Here is a 20,919-nt window from a genome sequence, read left to right on the forward strand (position 1 = left end):
AGCATGGACCCCGCCGCACCCTTCGGCGGCGTCAAGGCCAGCGGCATCGGCCGCGAACTCGGCAAGGAAGGCATCGAAGGCTTCCTCGACACCAAATCGATCTCCGTCGCAGCCAGCCGTTAGCCCAGGGCTTTCATGGCGGTGGGCGGCACTCACGGTCCAGACGATCACCACCCTGCGCGTCCAGCCCACACCCGGATAGCCCAGGGCCACCGGCCAGGACAAACCCCATTCCGGACCTGGACCGGACGCCCCCTGCCCGACAGCCGGGGCACCCCGCCACGGCCGCACCCAGACCGAGCACAAAACTCGACATCAACAAGGGTAAAAGGTCAGCCCGTGATCACACCCGACCGAAGCGCGAAAGATCCGGGTCAACGGTGTAACAGGTGATGTTGATGCTACTGCGGGCCCACTGCGCGAGCCGGTCTCGGGAACCGGCCACGGATCAGTTCGGGGTGGAGAAACGGATCGGCGACACCGGCTGGTGAACTTCGCGGATTAGGAAGTCGCTTTCCGGTGTACCGGCGCGCACGCGGGCGAGCCAGCTTTCCGGGTCGAACTCGACCCCGATCGGGTTCTCGGTGTATCCGGGTCCGGTCATGAAAGCGCTGGCCTCTTCGGGGGTCGAGAAGCTCTCGATCTGGAACTCCATCTGGTTGCCGTCCGGGTCGCCATAGTACAGCGAGACGGTGATCCCGTGGTGAATACACCAGTATGGCTCGACCCCCATCGCCTTCAGATGTTCCCAATTCTCCAGCAGCTCGCGCAGCGAGGCGAAGGTGTAGGCGACGTGGTCCACTCCGACCAGGCCGATACGGTGTTTCTCCTTGGGGTTCGGGTCGAGAAGATCGAGATTCACCAGGGCGAAGCGATGGTGTTCCTCGTCGTAGGTCAGGAACCCGAGCATCTCGTTCCGGAACTGGACCCTCGCACCGAACACCTTCTGGTACCAGTCCATCATGGTGTCGAAACGGTGCGTACGGTAGACGATGTGCACAAAAGCTTTGGGGCGGATGCGGCTCATGGTCTTCTCCTCGGCAAATGTCAGATTACGAGGGTCATCTGCTCCTCAACGCCGAGCACGGCTCGTCCGTAGGCTTCGGCACTGACGCTGGGGCTGGCGATGGCGTGGCGGGCGGCCACTGACGAGTCGCGCCAGATGCGTTGCAGTGGGTTGGACTCGGCGAAGCTGGAGGCGCCATTGGCGTCCAGCAGCAGGTCGATGGCCTGCCGGCACCGGGTGATGGCGTAACCGGTGTCCATGCGGACGCGCAGCCGTTCAGTGATCTCCATTGCCCGGCCCTCGATGGCCGCCTGGTCGATGTGGGCGGCCGAGCGGAAGACGTGCAGGGCCGCGGTGTCGATGAGCTCGGTGGCCTGGGCGATCTGGAACTGGGTGAAGGGCGCCTCGACAGCGTGGTCGTAAAAGGTATAGGAGATGCCGCGTTTGCCGATGGTGGCCAGGGTGTGATCGAGGGCGGCACGGGCGAGGCCGAGTTGAGGCCCAGCCAACACCAGCGCCAGGGAGGGAACCATCGAGGAGCGGTAGAGCGGCTCGTCGGGGTGGTTGTCGGGCTGGTCGCCGCCGAAGGAGAGCCGTATGAAACGGTGGGCGGGAACGAAGACATCCTGGGCGACGACCGTATTGCTGCCGGTGCCGCGCATCCCGGCGACGTGCCAGGTGTCCTTGATCGTCAACTCCGCCATGGGCATCAGGACGTTGCCGAACTCAACGGCCCTGCCGCCGTTGGCGACCTGGACGCCCACCACCGCCCAGGTGGCGTGCGGGCTTCCCGAGGTGAAGCCCCAGGAACCACTGACCCTGTACCCGTCACCGGTCGGTGTGGCGGTTCCGCCGGGGGCAAGGACGCCGCAGACCCGGGCGTCGGGGTCCGCGCCGAAGACGTCCTCACGGGCCTTGTCGGGAGCGGCGCAGACGGCCCAGTTGCAGATGTTGATCAGGGCGGTGACCCAGGCGGTCGAGCCGCAGGCCCGGGCGATCTCGGCGCTCACCGCCAGATAGGTGGCGAAGTTGGTCTCGTGGCCGCCGTAGCGGCGCGGCACGGTGAGCTTCAACAGGCCGGCCTCGGTGAGGGCGCCGACGGTTGCCTCGGGCAACTGCCGGTCTAACTCGACCCGCGCCGCGTTCGCTGCGATCAGCGGCCTCAGGTCGCGGGCGCGCCCGACCAGGTCGGCGTTGATGGACGGGCTGTACTGCAGCGGGAAGTCGCCGGGAACGGACACCAGATGCCTCCTTCACGGGGTGGTGTCCGCACATTCCACGACGCCGCCCCGCCGCCCCGCTTGGCCTCACAGCCTAAAGATGAGGCCTGTGTTTGCACCGGCGGCTCCCACGTCCCAGCACGCCCGGTGGTGGAGTGGGGCGATGCAGTTCTCCTGGCTCTTGGATCTGGACGGCCCAAGGTCGGCGGAGCCGTGCTGCGACACGGTTACGCTCTCCTCGGCCCGACGGCTGCTCGGGGAGGGCCCCGTGCGGTGGGCGGCCGCCACCGCCGGGGCCATTACCCGGAACATCATCGGCCGCGTAGCCGAGAGCATGGTCGGGCCCACGCCGTTCGAGACGCTGCGCCGGACGGCCGAGGCGGTGGTGCTGATCTGCCTGTGCGGACTGGCGGATGCCGGTGGGACGGACGGAGGTGAGTCCGAGCGGCCCAACGGGCGGAGCGCACCGTACGGAGTGCCCCGTGAGGGGGTCGAGACCGTGCGGGACTGCGTGCGTCGTGGTATCCCGCTGGACCGGGTGCTGCGCGGCGTGCGGCTGGGGCACGCCTTCCTGTACCGGGCCCTGCGGGATGCCGCGCCCGGTGGCGAGCTGCCCGGGCGGCTCACCGAGATGCTGTTCGAGCAGGCCGATCTGCTGTCAGGTGAACTGGCCGAGGTGTACGTCGCCGAGCGAGACCGGTGGGAGGAGAGCGAGGAGGCCGCGCGCTGTCGCATGATCGAGGCGATCATCGCGGGAGAGAAGGCCGATCCGACGGTCGCCGAACGGATCTTGGACTATCCGTTGGGCCGCCATCACGTGGCTGTGATTCTGTGGCGGGAGGGCCACGCCGATGCCGGCCCGCGCCCGCGCCTGATAGCCGCCGATCTGCTGGACGCCGGGGGCGGCGACGGGCTGCTGCAGGTGGCGGTTCACGCCTCGGCGGTGTGGATATGGATCGGATTCGACGTCCGGCCGGACAGGGTACGGTGGCCGCGAAGCCTGCCGGACGGGTGGCGGGCCGCGGCAGGCCCGCCATCCTTCGGTCTGCCAGGAGTGCGACGCAGCCATCTGGCGGCACGGGGTGCCGCCCGCATCGCCGCGACCACGCTGGCGGACACAGGCGTGCGCGACTACGTGGACGTGCGGACCGCGTGCCTGTTGACGGGCGACGCCGAGCAGGCACGCTGGTACGTCCAGGAGACGCTGGGCGCGCTGGCCGCACCGGACGACTGGTCGGAGCAGTTGCGCGACACCCTGCGCTGCTACCTGGCGTCGGGGCGGAGCCTGAAGACTGCCGCCGAACAGTTGGCAGTGGCCCGTAACACCGTCACCTACCGGGTGAAACGCGCCGGTCTGCTGCTGGGAGCGCGCCATCTGGCAGACCTGTCGGAGGTTCGGCTCGCCTTGGAGATCATGCGGTTTCCCGATGTGCTGGACCGCGGGCCCGCGGACCGGCCGGGAGACGGGCCGGGTCCGATGCGGCGCATGTACGTCAGGGCGGGACTGGTGCCGTGACCAGATCACCGGCGCCAATTGGTGCCCGCGGGCCAAGCGGGGCCGGTAGCAGGCCGCGCAAGGTGACTACCATGAGCCCCTTGCGAGAGATCATGCGGCATGTGCCGTCCAGTGTCGCGGTCGTCACCGCGCTGCATGACGGTGCCCCGGTCGGGATGACTGTCGGGTCGTTCACCTCGGCGTCGCTGGACCCGCCATTAGTGTCGTTCTTCGCCGGAAAGTCCTCCGCCACCTGGCCGCTCATCGAGCGGGCCGGCAGATTCTGCGTGAACGTGCTGTCGGCGCACCAGCCGCAGGTCGCCACCGCGTTCGCCGCCCGGGACGCGGACCGGTTCGGCGGCCGGGCCTGGACCGCGAGCCCGCTGGGGTCGCCGCTGCTGGACGGCGTCCTGGCCTGGCTGGACTGCGAGCTGCACGCACTCCACGAGGTCGGTGACCATCTCGCGGTGGCCGGCCTGGTCCACGGCGCGAGCGCGGCCGGCGACGTCAAGCCGCTGGTGTTCTTCCGCGGCCGGCTGGCGGCGCTGGATTGACAGGACCCGGGCTGGAAGACTGAACGCATGACCGGCGTCCAGCCCGACTGGATCCTGGCCCTGGCCCCGCGAGACCCCCCGGAGAGAGTGCCCGAGCCCGCCTGCTCGGCGGTCACCATCGCGGTCGCCACGGCACTGCTGGGACCCGGACCGGTGGCGTGGGCCGTGCAGACCGCGCTGAAGATAACCGACGACATCGTTCAGCGGGTGCCCGAACATGGCGGCGGCTCCGCGCCGCTCGCCACGCTGCGGTCGTCGGTCGAGTCGACTGTGCTGCTGGCGCTGCGAAGCCTACTGGAGGACATCCCACCCGGAAGCGGGGCGTTCACCGAACAGGCAGCCACGGCGGAGGCGATCGTGGCAGGTGGGGAGTTCGCGCGCCGTGGGATCCCCCTCGACCGGGTACTGCGCGGGGTGCGGATCGGTCATTCCCGGCTGCACCACGAGCTCGTCGCCGTCATCGACTTCCTGCCCGAGCCGGTCCGCCGCGCTGAGAGTCACCGCGTAAGCGACCTATTGTTCGCCTATGCCGACGCCCACGCCAGTCGCCTGGCCGAGGAGTACATCGCCGAGCGGGCCCGCTGGGAGGCCGGGCGGGAGGCTGAACGCCGCCGCATCGTCGAGGCTCTGCTGGCCGGCAAGGACCTCCCCGGCGACACCGCCTCTGCCACGCTCGGTTATGAGCTGACCCGCTACCATCAGGCGTTCGTGGTGACGGCTGGTGACCGGCATGCCGCCGTCGTCGATCTGCAACGCTGTGCGGAGCATCTGTCACATGCGCTAGCCGCCGACGGATGGATCAGCCTGTCCGTCGTGCCCGGGCAGGTGTGGGCCTGGGCAGGCTGGCGGGCCAAGCCGGCACCTGACTACTGCGACCAGGCCCGGTCGCTGCGTCCGCCCCCCGGAGCCAGGGTCGCTGCCGGGCTGGTGGCGTTCGGGCCCGAGGGCCTGCGCCGCAGCCACCTGGAGGCACGTGAAGCCGACCGGATCGCCACCGCGGCCAGGACGGGCTGGTGGTGCGACTACACCGAGGTACGGACTCTGTGCCTGGCCACCGCCGACCACGAACAGGCCCGCTGGTATGCGGAGGACGTCCTTGGGCCACTGCTGGCCGACAACGAACGCGCCCGGGAGCTCCGCGAGACCCTTCGCGTCTACCTGGCCTGCGAGCGCAGCCTCCGGACCGCCGCCGAACAACTGCACCTCGCCCGCAATACCGTCACCTACCGGATCCACAAGGCCGAGGACTTGCTTGGCCACCTCATCGGCGACCCGATGGAGCTGCGCCTCGCCTTGGAGATCGCCCGAGTCCTGGACGCGGAACGCAAAGCGGACCACTGACTTTGGTTCGGCAGCCCAAGCCATCCCCTCCCCGCCCGCGTTCAATGCGCAAGAACCCGGCGCCCACCGCGGGCGACGCGCGAACGATGGAGGACGGATGCGTATCGCGAACCTGGCCGGCCGCGCCGTGCTGCTGACCGGCGATGGAGCTGTCGACATTCACAAGGCCAGTGGGGGGGCCTTGAGCTCCGACCCGCAGGCTCTTTTCGAAGGCTGGCAGGACGCCTGGCCGGTCCTAGCGGCGTTGACGGGCGAGGCATCCGCCTACGAGGACAGCGACCTGCGGGCGCCGGTCCCCCGGCCGGGCCAAATCTTCGCCATCGGCGTCAACTATCGCGATCACGCCCAAGAGTCCGGCATCGACATCGCCAGCCTCACGTTCCCGATGACGTTCACCAAGTTCGCTTCCTGCCTGACCGGCCCGTTCGCCACGGTGACCTTGCCCGAAGGCTGGGTCGACTGGGAGGTCGAACTCGTCGTGGTGATCGGCAAGGGCGGTCACCACGTCGCCGCGCGGGACGCCTGGGAGCACGTCGCCGGATACACCATCGGTCAGGACCTGTCCGAGCGGCTCGGCCAGTGGTCAGGACCGGCCCCCCAGCAGTTCTCGCTCGGCAAGTCCCATCCGGGATTCGGGCCGACAGGCCCGGCTGTCGTCACCCTCGACGAACTGCCCGACCCCGCCGACCTGGCCATCGGCTGCGCAGTGGGAAGCGAGACGATGCAGGACGGCCGCACCGGCGGGATGATCTTCGACGTTCCGGAGCTGATCGCCCATCTGTCGTCCGTGGCCGTCCTGCAACCCGGCGACCTGATCTTCACCGGGACTCCCGCCGGGATCGGCGCCACCCGTAGCCCCTCCCGCTTCCTGGCCGACGGGGACGAACTGGTCAGCACCATCGAGGGCCTGGGCACACAGCGCGTCACCTTCCGTACGGCCTGACAGTCGCCGACACGCCGACCCATGGAGGAGCACCACGATGGGACCCACCCCGGCCACGATCGGCGAGCGGCCGCTCGTTCTGAGCCCGCGGGACTTGGCGGAGATCGAGGCTGTCCCGCTGTCTGAGCGGCACCTGCCGGCCAGCACGTACGAGCTGGTGGCCCACACCGCCACGGCGCACCCTGACCGGACCGCATTGCATCTGCTCGGTGAGGACAGCCGGCCCTGGCGGGATGCTCCGCGCTGGACGTACCGGACTTTGCTGGAACGAGTCCATCAGGCGGCCAATGCCTACCTGGCGCTGGGGTTACCGGAAGGCGGCGTGGTCGCGTTGATGCTGCCGAACCTCGGCGTCACCTACGCGGCGTTGCTCGGCGCCCAGGCCGTCGGCATTGCCAATCCGGTCAACCCGATGCTCGCCGAGGAGCACCTAGTCGACATCCTCACCATCACCGGCGCCCAGGTTCTCGTGGCCCCGGGACCTGGCCTGTCGGCCCACCTGTGGGACAAGGCGCAGCGGGTCGCCGCGCGACTGCCCGGCCTGATCGCTGTCGCCGCCGTCGGCTCCCCGCCCGTCTCAAGCCCCGTTCCCACGGTCGACTTCACGGCCATGACCGCCGAACAGCCTGCCGACCGGCTTGTCACCACCGTCCGCCGGGGCGGCGACGACATCGCCGCTCACTTTCACACCGGCGGCACCACGGGGACGCCCAAGATCGCCCCACACACCCACGCATGCCAGGTGTATATGGCCTGGGCGCTGGGCTGCTCGGGCGCCTACCTCGACAATGCCGTGACGCTGTCGGGGCTGCCGCTGTTCCACGTCAACGCCGTCCACGTGACCGGGCTCGGCCCCTTCATGCACGCAACGGCCGTAGTCAGCCTCGGCCCGTCCGGCTACCGCGACAAGGGCCTGATGGCCGACTTCTGGCAGATCATCGAGCGTTACCGAGTGACCGGCTTCTCTGGCGTCCCGACCGTGTTCTCCTCCCTTCCCCCGATTCCCGATGGCGTAGATCTGTCCAGCCTGCGTGCCGGCACGGTTGGCGCCGCGCCGCTGCCGTCCCGGGTCCGTGAGCGGTTCGAGGCCACCGCCAAGGTCCCACTGCTGGAGGGCTATGGGCTTACCGAGGCGACCTGCGCCTCCGCCATCACCCCGGCGTGCGCGCCGCGCCCCGGCTCGGTCGGACTCCGCCTGCCCTACCAGCACATCAAAACGGTCACTGTGGACGCCGACGAGAACCCGACCGAGGACTGCCCGCCGGGCGCGACCGGCGTTCTGGCCATCAGCGGCCCAGCCGTGTTCCCCGGCTACCTGCGTCCCTCACCCGGTGGCCCGCGCCCGGAACCCACGGGAAAGATCTTTGACGGCTGGCTGATCACCGGCGACATCGGCCACGTCGACACCGACGGGTATGTCTACCTCACCGGCCGCGCCAAGGACCTGATCATCCGCGGCGGCCACAATATCGACCCCCGACCGGTCGAGGAATCCCTCCTCGCCCACCCCGACGTCATGGCCGCGGCAGTGGTCGGAGCACCAGACCCCCACGCCGGGGAGGTACCTCTCGCCTACCTTGTCCTGCGCCCCGAAGCGACCACCGACATTGAGGAACTACGCGACTGGGCCACGGCCCACGCACCCGAACCCACCGCCGCGCCCCGCTCCATCCACGTGGTCGACGCCCTGCCGACCACCGCCGTCGGAAAGATCTACAAGCCCGGGCTCGTCCTGGATGCCGTCACCCGCATCATCCAGACCGTGCTGGAGCTGCACCATCTGCACGGGCAGGTTGACGCCCGGCTGCGTGACGGGCGCACACACGCCACCATCCACCTCGCCACACCCGGGAATGCCTCCATCGCCGCGCTGGTCGCCGACCTCGACGCGTACGCCTGGTCCTACGAGATCGTCCGCGAGCCGACCCGATGACCGGCCAGACGACCTCGAAGGAGACGGGCCTGGAGGCACTAGCGGCGGTCGAACGGCGAGTGCTGTGGTTGTCGACCGCCATTGTTGATCACGCCAATCGGGTACGTCCGAACCCGTCCGGTCTGAAGGTGGGTGGCCATCAGGCATCCAGCGCCTCGATGACCTCGATCATGACGTCGCTGTGGTTTCGCGCGCTGACGGCCGATGACCGGGTGTCGGTCAAGCCGCACGCTTCGCCGGTGCTGCACGCGATTAACTACCTGCTCGGTGAGCTGGACGTGTCGTACCTGACCTCGCTGCGCTCGTTCGGCGGGCTGCAGAGCTACCCGAGCCGGTCCAAGGACCCCGATCCGGTGGACTACTCGACCGGATCGGTCGGGATCGGGGCCACCGCGCCACTGTGGGGGGCGATCGCGCGGCGTTACGTAGCGGGCCGGTTTGGCAGTGCGGGCGGCGGGCGTCAGTACTCGCTGCCGGGCGACGCCGAGCTGGACGAGGGCGCGATCTGGGAGGCCGTCCAGGACCCCATGGTTGCCGACCTCGGCGAGATTGTGTGGATTGTCGACCTGAACCGGCAGTCACTCGACCGGGTGGTGCCCAGCATGGCCGTAGACCGGTGGCGGGGTATGTTCGCCGCGGCGGGCTGGCAGGTGCTCGTCCTGAAATACGGGCGGCTACTGGAGGAACTGTTCACCCGCTCCGGCGGCGACGCGCTGCGCACCCGCATCGATTCCATGGGCAACCCCGAGTACCAGCGGCTGCTGCGATGCACCCCAGATGTCCTGCGTGAACGGCTGCCAGGCAAAGGGTCGACGGCCGAGCCCATCGCCGGGCTTGTCGCGGAGCTGGACGACGCCACGCTGCTCGCTGCGCTACGCAATCTCGGCGGGCATGATCTCGTTGCCCTGACTGAGGCATACGCGAGAATCGACGACACCCGGCCAACGGTGATCTTCGCCTACACGGTCAAGGGTCATGGCCTGCCCAGCGAAGGCCATCCGCAGAATCACTCCTCCTTGCTGACCGCCGGTCAGATGAGGGAACTGGTGGGCCGCCTGGGCACCGATCCCGACGATCGGTGGGCCCGTTTCGCCGACGGCACCCCGGAGGCATCGCTTTGCGCGGCGGCCGCCGAGCGGCTCCGTAGGCCCATCGTGGAGGCTCGGCGACCGCCCGCCGTCCCGAACGACCTGGGCCGCACCCCGAAGGGCACCGGCAACACCCAGCAGGCGCTCGGCCGGGTGCTGCTCGACCTGACCCGGATGGCGCCGGGAGCGGCGGAGCGAATTGTGACGGTCAGCCCGGACGTCAGCTCATCGACCAACCTGGGAGGCTGGCTGAACAAGGTCGGGGTCTGGTCGCACACCGAGCGGACCGATTGGTTCGCCGACGATGCCGAGACCATCCTGCACTGGCTCGAGCGGCCGACCGGCCAGCATGTGGAACTGGGCATCGCCGAGACCAACCTCGTCGGGCTGCTGGGTGAGCTGGGCGCCACCTGGAGCCGCTGGGGGCAGCCGCTGCTGCCGATCGGCGTCGTCTACGACCCGTTCGTCAACCGGGCGCTGGAGCCGTGGTCGTTCGGCATCTACGCCGGTGGTCAGTCCATCCTGGTCGGCACCCCCTCGGGGGTCTCCCTGGCCCCCGAGGGCGGCGCGCACCAGTCGATCACCACGCCCTCACTGGGCATCGAGCAGCCGGGATGTGTGTCGTACGAACCCGCCTTCGTGATCGACACTGAATGGTGCTTGCTCGCCGCCCTGGGCGATCTCGGCAGGCCGGACGGCTCCTCGGCCTACCTGCGGCTGTCCACTCGGCCCGTCGACCAGGCTCTGGCCGCCGTCCCGGCCGACCCTGCCGCCCGGGCACGCCGCCGCCGCCAGGTCGTGGCCGGAGCGTACGCACTGCGCAGGGTGGAGCGGCCGGCCGTCACCATCGCGGCGATAGGCGCCATGGTGACCGAGGCGCTGGCCGCCGCCGACCGGCTGGGTGTCCTCGGCGTCCCGGCCGACGTGGTCTGCGTGACCAGTCCCGACCTGATCTTCCGCGCCCTGCAGAGCCGCAGGGGCCTGGACGACGGACCGGAGTGGATTCTCGGTCAGGTTTTCCCCACCGGCCGGACGGTCCCGATGGTTACCCTGGTCGACGGCCACCCGCACACGCTGGCCTTCCTGGCCACGATCAACAACGTGCCCGTCACCACACTCGGCGTCAGCCGTTTCGGCCAGTCCGGGTCCCTCGCCGAGCTCTACCGCCACCACGGTCTCGACGCTGACAGCGTGGTCGAGGCCGCCCTGGATCTCATCGACTGATCATCAGGCTGACTGGTCCTCGGGCGCACAGGTACGTCGATCAGTAGCGGGGCGCTGTCCAACGGACGCCGGGCGGTCGAGGTGACCACCAATCGGGCGGGTCGCAATGTCTGTGCAGATCCGGGAGACGTCGGTTCCGGCGATCATGATGGTTCGGTCGGGGCGCAGCAGCGCGGCGGCGCTCCGGCCGCGGCGCAGCCAGGTGCCGAGGTTGCCGCTGGGCAGGACGACCAGATGCCTCACACCGCACGCGTCGAGGGCCTGCCGCTCAGCCATGGTCAACGGTCGGGTCGTTAGCAGGAGGAAGGTCGGCGGGAGGTCGTCGACGTGGCGGCCGTCGCCGAGTGGCAGGTTGGGACAGAGCATGCCGGCGAGGTGGCCGCGGACGTGGCGGTTGACCAGGCTGGAGCGGCGCAGCCGCGGTGTTGTGCTGTCGAGGATGTGGGTGCGCAGTCCGGGCACGCGATGCAGGCGGGGCACTAGCAGCCGGCGGATGCGGTCGGCCGCGTCGTTGCCGCCGGTCATGGCGTGCCCGACGTAGGTCGCCAGGCGGATCATGGCCCGGGCGTGAGGTTTGCGTTCGGTCTCGTAGCTGTCGAGCACGGCCGCGGGGAGGGCGTCGTGCAGAACGCCGGCCAGCTTCCACGCGAGGTTGTACGCGTCGCGGAGGCCGGCACCCATTCCCTGGCCGATGAACGGTGGGGTGAGGTGCGCGGCGTCGCCGAGGAGGAACACCTGGTCGCGACGCCATCGGTCGGCGACCTGGGCGCGGAAGGTGTATTCGGCGACCCGCAGCACGCGCAGCAGGTCGGGCGGGGTGTCGCCGGTCCAGGGCCGCAGGATTGGCTGCAAGGTGGTGAGGGCAGCGTAGTCGGCGGCCTGTTCGCCCGGGTTGAGTCGGAACTCCCAGCGATAGCGGGTCGGGCCAACACGCATGAAGGTCGCGGGCCGCCGAGGGTCGCAGACCTGGTGAACTCCGTCCCACAGGCCGAGATCGGTGTCGGTGGCGACATCGACGACCAGCCAGCGCTGTTCGAAGCCCAGGTTCCGCATGTCGGAGCCGATCCAGTCGCGGATCCGGCTGTTCGCTCCGTCGCACCCGAGAAGGTACTGCGCCGTCGCCGTCCGGTGCTCGCCGGTGTCGTGCTCGCGGTAGTCGACGACGACTGTTCCGGCTGGCGTGGCCTCGATGCCGACGACGTCCACGCCGCCTCGCAGGGTGACGCAAGGGTAGCGGTGGAGGTTGGCTCGTAGGAGTGCTTCGAGCTCGGGCTGGTCGAACATGTTCGCCTGGGGGTGGCCGTTCACGCCGGCGACGTCGCTGCGCCGGAACTCGGCCAGCACCCGCAGGTCACGGTCGACTAGCCGCAGCCCGAGGGCAGGACGGGAGATCTGGGCGAAGGCGTCATCGACGCCGAGCCGCGCCAGAATCCGGTAAACCTCGTCATCGAGATGGACCGCGCGAGGCTGCGGGTAGACGTCCGCCCAGCGGTCGAGCACGAGAGTTCGGACGCCGTACTGGCCGAGCAGGGTGGCAGCGGTCACTCCTGTGGGGCCCGCACCGATCACCACGACGGGAACGACCTCGGCGTCTGGACTCTCGCATTCCCGGGTGACGCCGGTCATGACACGACCAGCACGAGATAGACCGCGACCGCGACCGCGGTCCCGGTGGGAAGAGCGAGGTGCGTGCGGCCCTCGCCGGCGCGTCGCAGTGCGACGACCGCGCCGGCGAGCAGGGCGAGCAGGCCGGCCGCGGCGAGCACACCGATCACGCCACGAACGAGACCGAGCAGCGCACCCGCCGCGCCCGCGAGCTCCAGGACACCGATCAGGCGGTAGACGGACACGCTGAAGCCGAGGCGCCCGGCGCTCTCACGCATCGGCGGCACGGCTGCGACCTTGGCTGCGCCGATCAGAGCGAACAGAACCGCGAGAAAGATCGCAAGGATAGTCAGTGCCATGTGAGCCCCCAGGTGATCGAGTAGCAGCCCGGAGCCGCGGTGAGCTCCGTTTCGTCGACAGACGCCCGGTCGGCGTCGACGAGCAACACGACGGGGTCCTGCCGACCCACGTCGAGCCGGTGGAGCAGGTTCGCGGCTCGGTGGACGTCGCCGAGTAGCGTGGCGAACGAACGCGCCGTCGGTGTTCGCCAGTGGGCCGCATCGGCTAAGACAGACAGGGCCGGCCGGTGGGGCCACAAGGTGGCAGCCCGGACGAGGACGTCGTAGATGGTAGGCGGCCGCCCACGCTTGTGAGGGGTACCGCCTCGATGACCGACAGGTCCTCGGGCCGCTCGCACGTCGGCCACAGCTGTGCGCCGCTCACTGCCCCTCCCGGATGACGGTGCGCTGCCGGCCGAGGTCGAGCGCACCGTCGGGGGTGGCAATGGAGGCCTCGACGACGTCGCCTGGCTTCAGGTACCGCGGGTTGCGGGCCTGGCTTCGGAAGAACGTCTTCCACTTCGTCGCTGGCGGCAGCAGCGACCCGATCAGCTCGACGGGTTTCGGCGGCGCCTTGAGGGCGGTTCCGCCAGGGGTACCAGTAAGCACCAGGTCGCCGGGATCGAGACGCTGGAACCGGGACAGCTCCCGCAGCGCGCGCACCGGGGAATAGATCATGTCTGTGACGTCGCTGTCCTGCCGCGACCGGCCGTTCACCCACAGCCGCAGCCGCAGGTCCGTGAAGCGGTCATGATCGCCGTCTTCGAGCACGAGCAGCACCGGTCCGGTCGGGGTGAACGTGGGATAGGACTTCGCTTCGTAGAACTGGGTCTTCGGTAGCTGGACGTCGCGAGCAGAGACGTCGTTCGTGACGACCAGCCCGGCCACATAGGAGGCGAGGCCGTGCTCTGTGACCTCGGTGCCGACCGCGAGCGTGCGTCCGATCACCAGCCCGATCTCGACCTCGTAGTCGAGCAGACGGACGTGTCCGGGGCGGATGACGTCGTCGAAGGGGCCACTGATGGATCCGGACGTCTTGCGGAAGAACGTCAGCGGCACCGTGGCAGGGTTCATCCCGGAGTCCCGCACATGCGAGGAGTAGTTGGTCATCTGCGCGACGACCCGGCACGGCACGGTGACCGGCGACAGCGGGAAGAGCGTCGAGACATCGACCAGCCCGGCCGCGCCGTCACGGTGCGCGGCAGCGGCGACGGCGTCCCGATCAGCCAACAGACCGGCGGTGGACGACGCGGCCGTGTCGATCCGGGCGGCACGTCCGGAGCTGGTAACGGACCACCAGCCCTCCGCCGTGCGCAGAACCGGGATGCTCATGAGGCCGCCACCTTCATCAGGCCGCGCATGCGCGCGACGTCCCATTCGTTGTCCTCGCGCAGCGACGTCAGCATGGCCACCAGCTCCCGCACGGCCCGCCGACCAGGCGCGATACCCAGGAAGTCCTTCGTCGCCCGTGGGCCCCACTGCGCGAGCCCGGACGCGGTCATCGGCGCCCAGCCCGGCTCCACGGTGTGATCGAACAGGTCGCCGTCGCTGTAGTGCTCCATCAGGACGCCGTCCGGATCACGCCAGTAGTCGAAGATCTGGCTGCCCTGGAGGTGTCGACCTATCCCCCAGGACCGTTTGAACCCCAGCTCGCGGAGGTATTCGCCGCCTGCCGCGAGAGCGTCGAGATCCGCGACCTGGTAGGCCGAGTGGACGTAGCGGTTGCTCGGTCCCAGCGCCAGCGCGATCGTGTGATGGTCCGCCGGCGTCAGGCCCAGGTCGCACCGGACAAAGCTCATCGTCGGCCCGCGGTCACGCTGCCCGGGGAAGTACAGGAAGTCGCTGACGATCAGCCCGAGGTGCCGGAGGTACCAGTCCAACGTCCGCTGGAACGTCGTCGACTGCAGCACCACGTGGCCCAGGCGCTGCACGACCGCCGGCGCCCGCGGCGGGCGCTGGGCCGCGTTCACCCGTGGCGTGTCATGGCCGACGTTCATCGTGTACGCGTGCTGCGGCTGCAGCCCGGGGACCTCGTCGGTGTCACTGACCACCCGAACCGTCAGGCCATTCGGGTCGACCAGATCAACCGCCACTCCGCCGAGGCCCTCCGGCAACGCGGCCACCGTCATGCCCGTAGCCGATGCGAGACGGTGCACATCGCTACGGTCAGCCGCCGCGAAGGCCAGGCCAGTCAAAGCTGACGCCGGACCCCGCCGCACGATCAGGCACGGGGCGCCAGCATCGGACCCGCGCAGCCACAGCTCGTCCGGTGTCCGCCACGCCACACCGAAGCCGAACGCCTGCGCGAAGATCTCAGCCCGGTCCAGGTCTGGCTTGCGGAACTCCAACCAGGCCAGGCCACACACCTTCACGACCGGGTTGTCCGCGCGCCCCGGAGGCCCCTCCCGCCGCCGCTCGCCGTGTAGATCGCGATGTGTGCCGGTGGCGCTACTCATACGCATCACCTCCACGCTACTGACCAAACATTCACTACCGAGCCTTCCGTCAGTCGAGTGTAACTGACGATTTCGTCAGTGAGCGAGATCGGCGATCCACTGGTGCCAGCGTCTCGGCCAAGCCAAGGTGGCGGGGACCTGCGACCCGACATCCTCGGGATCTCGGTGCCGAGGGCCGCAGCGCGCCGTCGGCCAGCGCGGAGCTGGCACAGACCGCCAGCACCCGGCCCGCCCAGGTTTCGGCGATCGCAGCCGTCACGGGTGCCGGCGGCCGATCTCGGCCGTGACCCGTCGTAGCGACCGGCTCGCGGGATCGCCAACCGGGATGCCGCGGGGCCCCGCAACCATCGACTCGTGGTCGCGCGTCGCGGACCATCGGACCTCGCCGGAAGTGATGCGGCGAGCGTCTCAACCCCGGCGCCGGTCCCTTGGCATCTTCAGTCCTGAAGCTATGTTCGGTGCTGTGGCCGACTCTCCAAACCGTCTCGAGCTTCGCAAGGCACGTACGCGGGCAGCGCTGATCCAGGCCGCGCAACAGCTCATCGCCGAGGGGCAGGCACACGCGCCGATTGCGGCCATCACCGAGGCCGCGGATGTCGGTCTCGGAACCTTCTACAACCACTTCGAAAGCCGCGAGCAACTCGTCGAGGTCGCGGTGCTCGACGCCCTCGACGTGCAAGGAGCTTTTCTGGACGACGTGACCAGCGACCTCGAGGACCCCGCCGCCCGCTTCGCCCAGGCGTTCCGTCTCACCGGCCGGTTCCACCGGCTCAATCCACAGCTAAGCCGAGTACTGCTCAACACGGGAATCAAGCTCATGAGCGCCCCGACAGGCCTTGCCCACCGCGCCCGCCGCGATCTCCAAGGCGCCGCCGATGCCGGCCGCTTCACCATCCCAGACCTCGACGTGGCGCTCGCCCTCACCGCCGGTGCCGCGCTCGCCCTGGGTCAGCTCCTCCACGACCAGCCGGACCGCGACGCCGCCGTCACCACCGACGCGGTCACCACCGACCTGCTGCGCGCCTTCGGCCTGCCAGACAGCGAAGCTCGGCACCTGACCTCGCTTCCTCTGCCCGCACTCCCGACCAAATAGGTGCCACGTGGGCGACCTCGACAGCGCGAACCGCCAGTGCCAGCGACCCACCAGCACGATCAGTTCAGGAGGAACCGGAACCGACGAACTTTGACGCCAGGACCACAGGACAGCGGCGGCGGCGTTCGATCACCGGATCCTTCCTCGGCTACGGACGCAAACCACAGCCTCGGCCTGTCCGCCGCGGCCGCCACGGACTCACGTCGACGCCGATCCACAGCTTCGCCTGCCGGTCGCGTTCGCCGAACACGCCGTGGCGGTTTTATCCGCCGGCATGGCAACAGCCTCGGTGAGGCCCCGACGCTTTGAATCCAACAGAACCGGCTGTGGCTATGGCCGTCAGCCGGCAAAATACAGGATCCGCGTCAACCTGAGAAGTTGATCGCGATGTCCCGTACTGCCGCGATCGCTTCGTTGTCATTCAGTGTGATCCGAGACAGCACCGGGTCCTCGTAGAAACGCTTGTATTGCGCGTCAAAGTAGTCTGACCACTCTTTCAGAACCGACTCGTGGTCCCGGGCTCGGAGAGCAGCAACGATCCGCAGACGGTGCGCGTTAAGTTCCTGGGTATAACCGCGCCACCAGCCAGGCGCGCGACGCTCATAGGCCATCTTCTGTATCTGAAGGAGAATTCGGATGAGAACAGTCTCCAGGGCGGTGAGTAGCGCGTTGCCGCCCGCGGATGAAAACGCGACCTGAAAATCAAGTATCGCTTCGCCGATATCCTGGAGATTATCTGCCACCGAGGCCCGCCTCAAGGCGGCCTCCATAGCGTCGATGTCTGCGTCGGTGGCGCCGGCGCACGCCAGGCGAACCGAGTACAGTCCTAAAGCGCGCCGAACTTCGAAAACTTCGAGGATGTGAGCCTGCTGCATCTGCAGCAGGACCTCGAGGCTGTTGAACACAAAGTCCTGCCTGCTCGACTTGACATACACGCCGCTTCCGTGGCGGCTCTCGACCAAGCCAAGGGCTTCAAGGCCGCGGACCGCCTCGCGCACGGTGGGTTGGCTTACCCCAAAGAAGCCGGCTAGATCGCGCTCGGTCGGCAGTCGCGAGCCCGGCGCGATCACACCTGAAGCGATGTCGGCGCGAAGTGCCCGGATTATGCTCACGGACGCCGTCATCCGTTCCGGGTGATGTGCCCGGGTCAACGCGGTGGTCTCGGTGGCGGCAGGGCGGCTAGCAGAACCGCGCGACCCGCGTCGCGACGGCTCGCCGGGCGAGGCACCGCGAGACGACCCACTCCCGCTCACCAAGGACCGTCCCCTCGCTCCGCCTGAGTCTTCGCAAGTGACCTTAGCACTCTGCCTACCCTCACGGCCGCGGACGGGGGACCGGCCCGAGCCGACTCGGCGGTCACCAAGTCGTCCCGGGCCCCGCCCGCCGCGACCCTACTGTTTCTTCGCCCTGTCAAGGTACGACATGTCGATTAGCTTGGCATAGGCGAACCTCGGATCGGCGGCATCGAAACCAGGAAGGTCGAAATCTTCCTGGAAGCTCTTGAGCGCGGTGCTCCAGGCGCCTTCTGTAATCTGACCGCCCTCAGAGGTGGTTGGGAGGCCGGCCAGGGTCGGAGTCAGCGACCGTGTCATCGTTTCCGTTGAAAGACCTGGGAAGTAGGTCAGGGTGGAGATCTTCTGAGCGATCTCCCCGGGATCTCCCGATGAGGCCTCCTTGAGCGCTTCCTCCAACGCCGCAAGGAAGTTTTCCACCTCCCGCGACTTCGCTTGGAGTGCCGGCGCCAGTCCCATCACGGCGAGAGCTGGGAAGGGATTGGGCACGATCTTCGCGGCCTCCTGGTCCGTGATTGTCGCGGGGTTCAGCAGGTAGTGGCCGCCTTTCTCGACGACGGTGGCGGCGTCCGCGGGGGCCAAAGTGGCCGCGTCGGCTTGCCCGGAGGTGATGCTGTTCACCGCCAACGCGGTAGTAGCGAGTGCCGAGATCTGGCAGCGCAGGTCGTAGGCACGCATGAGCTGCCTGGCGAAGGCGTACGCCCCAGTGCCCCGCTGCGTTGTCGCGAGCTTGCAGTCCGAGCCCTTGTCTCGAAGCTGCTCGATGGACGTGATGTCGGAACCGCCGACGAATGCCGCCCCACCCGGGGAGTAGTTGTAAAGGTTGTATACGATGCTTACTGGTTTTCCGGTCGCCGCGACGGCGACGCCCTGACCGACCGCGCTCAGGAGTAGATCGATCTGACCGCTGGTCAGGAGGGCGGGCGCCACGGCGAGCGCGTTCGAGTTGACGATCTCGACCCTCACGTTGTGCTTTTTGAAGAGACCTTCCGCCTCGGCGACCCAGTAGTCGACGTAGTTGAGCGCGTTCGATCCGATGGCGATCTTGATAGTCGGGGTGTTGCCGCTACTGGACGGGGCTTCGATGCTGCCCGAGCCACATCCGGCGGCGGTGACGATGAGCGCCATAGTAGCCAGGAGTCCCGCTAGACATCGTCGTAAGACCCGCCGAGAGCGGAGGTGCGGCATGATTGATCCCTTTCTGTGATGGCTGCCTGGCGGATGGGGCGATGACTCCATCGTTGGCTACTCGTCCCACCTCAGCACGATCTTCTTGAGGCCGATCGCGCCGCCATACAGCGCTAGTCCCATAAAGCTGAGGACGACGACGATGGCGAATGTCATCGATGTCTGGAGGTACGTGGTAGCGGATTGGAGAAGTTCGCCCATTCCCCGCACGCCAGCGAGAAGTTCCGTCGTGACGGAGACGATGAGGCCGAAGGAGATGGCGTTGGGGACGGCCGCGAATGTCCACGTAAGCACCATGGGGAGACGGATCGTTCGCATGACCTGCCACGAACTCGCGCCGAGCAGCCGGGCGTTCTCGAGGACGGCCGGTTTCACGCTGCGGCCGCCTTCGAAGGCGTTGAAGAAGCCGACAAAGAAGACCACGGCGATGACGTTGACCACCGACGCGGTGGATGTCGGCCCGAACAGAACGACGGAAATTGGGATCAGGGCGATTCGTGGCACCGAGTTGGTCAGGACGATGAATGGGCGGCAGATCTCGCTGAGCCTGCGGCTGTTACTGAAGACCAGCCCGGCCAAGGCGCCAAGGACTAGTCCGATGGCGGTACCTTCAACGGTGGACAGCAATGTGACCATGAAGTATGGCCATACGGTCGCGCCCGTGCCCGGGTCGCCGGTGAGCAGTGCCTTCAGGCTGTCCCAGACCTGAGTCGGGGAGCTGATGTAGTACGGGTCTAGGATGCGCACGTGCCGGGCGAGGAAGCCGATCTTCGGTACGAACTCCCACGACACGACCACAACAGCGACGATGGCGATCTGGGTGAGCGTGCGCCAGACGAACCATGGCACCGGACGATTCGCCTCCGCGGCGTGGATCGAACCCGGAGCCGTAGAAATGGAGTTCTCGGCCGTCACCATCAGGGTTCGCCTCTCGACTGTAGGTTGGCGTCCATGCCCTCCCAGAGTCGGGCGTAGAGCTCGAGGAAGTCCGGGTGAGTCCGGATTGCGTGGATATCGCGGTCTCGGCCGAACGAGGTGGTGAATTCGGCGGCTACTCGCGACGGAGCGCGAGACATCATGATGACCCGGTCCGACAGGGAGATCGCCTCTCCGAGGTCGTGGGTGACCAGAACGACGCTGGCACCAGACGAGCGCACCAGTCTGTAGAGGTCTCGATGGACGCCGACGCGGGTCGGTTCGTCTAAGGCGGAGAACGGCTCGTCGAGCAGGAGGAGTTCCGGGTCGGCGGCGAGCGCGGTAAGCACAGCGACGCGCCGTCTCATTCCACCGGACAGTTGGGCTGGGAACGCGTGCGCCTTGTCGGTAAGGCCCACCATATCGAGCAACGAGGTGGCGAGTTCTTGCGCCTTCCGGCTTCGGCGGGTGCCGGAGAACCGATGGTGTAAGAGAACGTTCTCGCGCACCCGCAACCAGGGCAGGAGTGTGTCCTCCTGGAACACCATGCTAAGCCCGTGCTGGCCGGGGCGACGATAGTGGATGCTGATGGATCCGCGCCACGGCGCCGAGAGACCGCTAATCAGCCGCAGCAGGCTCGACTTCCCGCAGCCTGACGGACCAACGACCGAGATGATCTCTCCAGGCGCCAGGGAGAGGTTCAGGCCCTCAATCACGCTGGCTCTAGGGGTGTACCCGAATCCCAGGTCTCGAAGTTCGAGTAAGGGACGGGTATCGGCGTACTCGTTGACGGGTCGATCTGGCTCTGGTGGCGCCGAGTCCTCCCCACCTGTTGATCGGTCCAGTTGGTTATGCCCTGGCTGCCCGTCGCCAGCTTCTGGGTGCTCGACGCGGAGACCCGGCGCGAGCCCGGAACGCCGGAGCGCTGGTCGGCGCATAGCGCATCGAGTCCTTTCGTGATTGGACGCGCGACCTCAGACACGAGCGGCCGCCGCGCGCCAGGTAATAAGCTCACCTAGTGACTTGTTGACCGATCGTGGCCTCGCCCGCCTTGTCTGTCAACGGGGAGTTTCGGCGCTTGACGCGCGTGTTGCGGCTAGCGCATAGTGACCAGGTCACCAGGTCACCTGTCGCGACGAAGGGGAACGCCGTGGACGAACCACCACGCCGCCGTGGCACCTCACAGCAGCCGACGGCGAGGCCTCGGCGCACGCCGGACCACGGCCGT

18 protein-coding genes are annotated in these 20,919 nt (G+C 68.2%); 8 read left to right on the forward strand and 10 right to left on the reverse strand.

What is annotated here, in order from left to right:
* Positions 1 to 123, forward strand: a 123-nt coding sequence (locus I6A81_RS37995) for an aldehyde dehydrogenase family protein (protein ID WP_203002191.1), incomplete at its 5' end; no start/stop codon positions are given.
* A gap of 325 nt (positions 124 to 448) precedes the next feature.
* On the opposite strand, the gene I6A81_RS38000 is transcribed toward I6A81_RS37995, so the two are convergent.
* Both I6A81_RS38000 and I6A81_RS38005 read right to left on the reverse strand, forming a co-directional pair.
* Complete coding sequence (locus I6A81_RS38000) at positions 449 to 1,027, reverse strand: VOC family protein (RefSeq protein ID WP_203002193.1); 579 nt, start codon at positions 1,025 to 1,027, stop codon at positions 449 to 451.
* 20 nt (positions 1,028 to 1,047) lie between these two features.
* On the reverse strand, positions 1,048 to 2,247 hold the full coding sequence (locus I6A81_RS38005; RefSeq protein ID WP_203002194.1) for an acyl-CoA dehydrogenase family protein: 1,200 nt from the start codon (positions 2,245 to 2,247) through the stop codon (positions 1,048 to 1,050).
* A gap of 517 nt (positions 2,248 to 2,764) precedes the next feature.
* Between I6A81_RS38005 and I6A81_RS38010 the strand changes: the two genes are divergently transcribed.
* From I6A81_RS38010 to I6A81_RS38035, 6 genes are all read left to right on the forward strand, one after another.
* The gene (locus I6A81_RS38010; protein ID WP_203002196.1) at positions 2,765 to 3,742 is read left to right on the forward strand and encodes a PucR family transcriptional regulator; all 978 of its coding nucleotides are present in this window, start codon (positions 2,765 to 2,767) and stop codon (positions 3,740 to 3,742) included.
* A 71-nt stretch (positions 3,743 to 3,813) separates the two neighbouring features.
* Positions 3,814 to 4,275, forward strand: coding sequence for a flavin reductase family protein (locus I6A81_RS38015; RefSeq protein ID WP_203002197.1), 462 nt, complete (start codon positions 3,814 to 3,816; stop codon positions 4,273 to 4,275).
* A gap of 27 nt (positions 4,276 to 4,302) precedes the next feature.
* Entirely contained in the window at positions 4,303 to 5,616 is a 1,314-nt protein-coding gene (locus I6A81_RS38020) for a PucR family transcriptional regulator (RefSeq protein ID WP_203002198.1), read from the forward strand.
* Between the two features lie 97 nt (positions 5,617 to 5,713).
* Entirely contained in the window at positions 5,714 to 6,559 is an 846-nt protein-coding gene (locus I6A81_RS38025; protein WP_203002199.1) for a fumarylacetoacetate hydrolase family protein, read from the forward strand.
* Between the two features lie 37 nt (positions 6,560 to 6,596).
* On the forward strand, positions 6,597 to 8,492 hold the full coding sequence (locus tag I6A81_RS38030; protein WP_203002200.1) for an acyl-CoA synthetase: 1,896 nt from the start codon (positions 6,597 to 6,599) through the stop codon (positions 8,490 to 8,492).
* A complete protein-coding gene (locus I6A81_RS38035) occupies positions 8,489 to 10,804 on the forward strand; it encodes a transketolase-like TK C-terminal-containing protein (RefSeq protein ID WP_203002201.1) in 2,316 nt (771 codons plus the stop codon). The genes I6A81_RS38030 and I6A81_RS38035 overlap by 4 nt, the downstream gene beginning before the upstream one ends.
* Before the next feature lie 3 nt (positions 10,805 to 10,807).
* Here the strand turns inward: I6A81_RS38035 and mhpA are convergent, their stop codons facing one another.
* From mhpA to I6A81_RS38055, 4 genes are all read right to left on the reverse strand, one after another.
* Positions 10,808 to 12,430: a bifunctional 3-(3-hydroxy-phenyl)propionate/3-hydroxycinnamic acid hydroxylase MhpA gene (gene mhpA, locus I6A81_RS38040; protein WP_203002202.1), complete on the reverse strand. Its 1,623-nt coding sequence runs from the start codon at positions 12,428 to 12,430 to the stop codon at positions 10,808 to 10,810.
* A complete protein-coding gene (locus I6A81_RS38045) occupies positions 12,427 to 12,768 on the reverse strand; it encodes a DoxX family protein (protein ID WP_203002203.1) in 342 nt (113 codons plus the stop codon). Before I6A81_RS38045 ends, mhpA begins: the two co-directional genes overlap by 4 nt.
* A gap of 360 nt (positions 12,769 to 13,128) precedes the next feature.
* A complete protein-coding gene (locus tag I6A81_RS38050) occupies positions 13,129 to 14,079 on the reverse strand; it encodes a fumarylacetoacetate hydrolase family protein (RefSeq protein WP_203002204.1) in 951 nt (316 codons plus the stop codon).
* Positions 14,076 to 15,203 (reverse strand): VOC family protein, encoded by a 1,128-nt coding sequence (locus tag I6A81_RS38055; protein WP_238428782.1) that lies wholly within the window; start codon positions 15,201 to 15,203, stop codon positions 14,076 to 14,078. Before I6A81_RS38055 ends, I6A81_RS38050 begins: the two co-directional genes overlap by 4 nt.
* A gap of 451 nt (positions 15,204 to 15,654) precedes the next feature.
* On the opposite strand from I6A81_RS38055, the gene I6A81_RS38060 reads away from it, so the two are divergent.
* Complete coding sequence (locus tag I6A81_RS38060; RefSeq protein ID WP_238428790.1) at positions 15,655 to 16,296, forward strand: TetR/AcrR family transcriptional regulator; 642 nt, start codon at positions 15,655 to 15,657, stop codon at positions 16,294 to 16,296.
* Positions 16,297 to 16,661: 365 nt separating this feature from the next.
* Here the strand turns inward: I6A81_RS38060 and I6A81_RS38065 are convergent, their stop codons facing one another.
* The 4 genes from I6A81_RS38065 to I6A81_RS38080 form a co-directional block, all read right to left on the reverse strand.
* Positions 16,662 to 17,408, reverse strand: coding sequence for a FadR/GntR family transcriptional regulator (locus I6A81_RS38065; RefSeq protein ID WP_203002207.1), 747 nt, complete (start codon positions 17,406 to 17,408; stop codon positions 16,662 to 16,664).
* Between the two features lie 279 nt (positions 17,409 to 17,687).
* Entirely contained in the window at positions 17,688 to 18,716 is a 1,029-nt protein-coding gene (locus I6A81_RS38070; protein ID WP_203002208.1) for an ABC transporter substrate-binding protein, read from the reverse strand.
* Between the two features lie 117 nt (positions 18,717 to 18,833).
* Entirely contained in the window at positions 18,834 to 19,694 is an 861-nt protein-coding gene (locus I6A81_RS38075; RefSeq protein WP_203002209.1) for an ABC transporter permease, read from the reverse strand.
* Positions 19,694 to 20,407 (reverse strand): ABC transporter ATP-binding protein, encoded by a 714-nt coding sequence (locus I6A81_RS38080; protein WP_203002210.1) that lies wholly within the window; start codon positions 20,405 to 20,407, stop codon positions 19,694 to 19,696. The genes I6A81_RS38075 and I6A81_RS38080 overlap by 1 nt, the downstream gene beginning before the upstream one ends.
* Positions 20,408 to 20,919 lie beyond the last annotated feature (512 nt).

The organism is Frankia nepalensis (genome assembly GCF_016786325.1).
Taxonomy (GTDB): Bacteria; Actinomycetota; Actinomycetes; order Frankiales; family Frankiaceae; genus Pseudofrankia; species Pseudofrankia nepalensis.

Coding starts and splice junctions, on each gene's coding strand:
- I6A81_RS38060 (WP_238428790.1), top strand. CDS start 15,655: ATGTTCGGTGCTGTGGCCGACTCTCCAAACCGTCTCGAGCTTCGCAAG.
- I6A81_RS38035 (WP_203002201.1), top strand. CDS start 8,489: ATGACCGGCCAGACGACCTCGAAGGAGACGGGCCTGGAGGCACTAGCG.
- I6A81_RS38045 (WP_203002203.1), bottom strand. CDS start 12,768: ATGGCACTGACTATCCTTGCGATCTTTCTCGCGGTTCTGTTCGCTCTG.
- I6A81_RS38030 (WP_203002200.1), top strand. CDS start 6,597: ATGGGACCCACCCCGGCCACGATCGGCGAGCGGCCGCTCGTTCTGAGC.
- I6A81_RS38055 (WP_238428782.1), bottom strand. CDS start 15,203: ATGAGTAGCGCCACCGGCACACATCGCGATCTACACGGCGAGCGGCGG.
- I6A81_RS38020 (WP_203002198.1), top strand. CDS start 4,303: ATGACCGGCGTCCAGCCCGACTGGATCCTGGCCCTGGCCCCGCGAGAC.
- I6A81_RS38025 (WP_203002199.1), top strand. CDS start 5,714: ATGCGTATCGCGAACCTGGCCGGCCGCGCCGTGCTGCTGACCGGCGAT.
- mhpA (WP_203002202.1), bottom strand. CDS start 12,430: ATGACCGGCGTCACCCGGGAATGCGAGAGTCCAGACGCCGAGGTCGTT.
- I6A81_RS38015 (WP_203002197.1), top strand. CDS start 3,814: ATGAGCCCCTTGCGAGAGATCATGCGGCATGTGCCGTCCAGTGTCGCG.
- I6A81_RS38075 (WP_203002209.1), bottom strand. CDS start 19,694: ATGGTGACGGCCGAGAACTCCATTTCTACGGCTCCGGGTTCGATCCAC.
- I6A81_RS38070 (WP_203002208.1), bottom strand. CDS start 18,716: ATGGCGCTCATCGTCACCGCCGCCGGATGTGGCTCGGGCAGCATCGAA.
- I6A81_RS38000 (WP_203002193.1), bottom strand. CDS start 1,027: ATGAGCCGCATCCGCCCCAAAGCTTTTGTGCACATCGTCTACCGTACG.
- I6A81_RS38050 (WP_203002204.1), bottom strand. CDS start 14,079: ATGAGCATCCCGGTTCTGCGCACGGCGGAGGGCTGGTGGTCCGTTACC.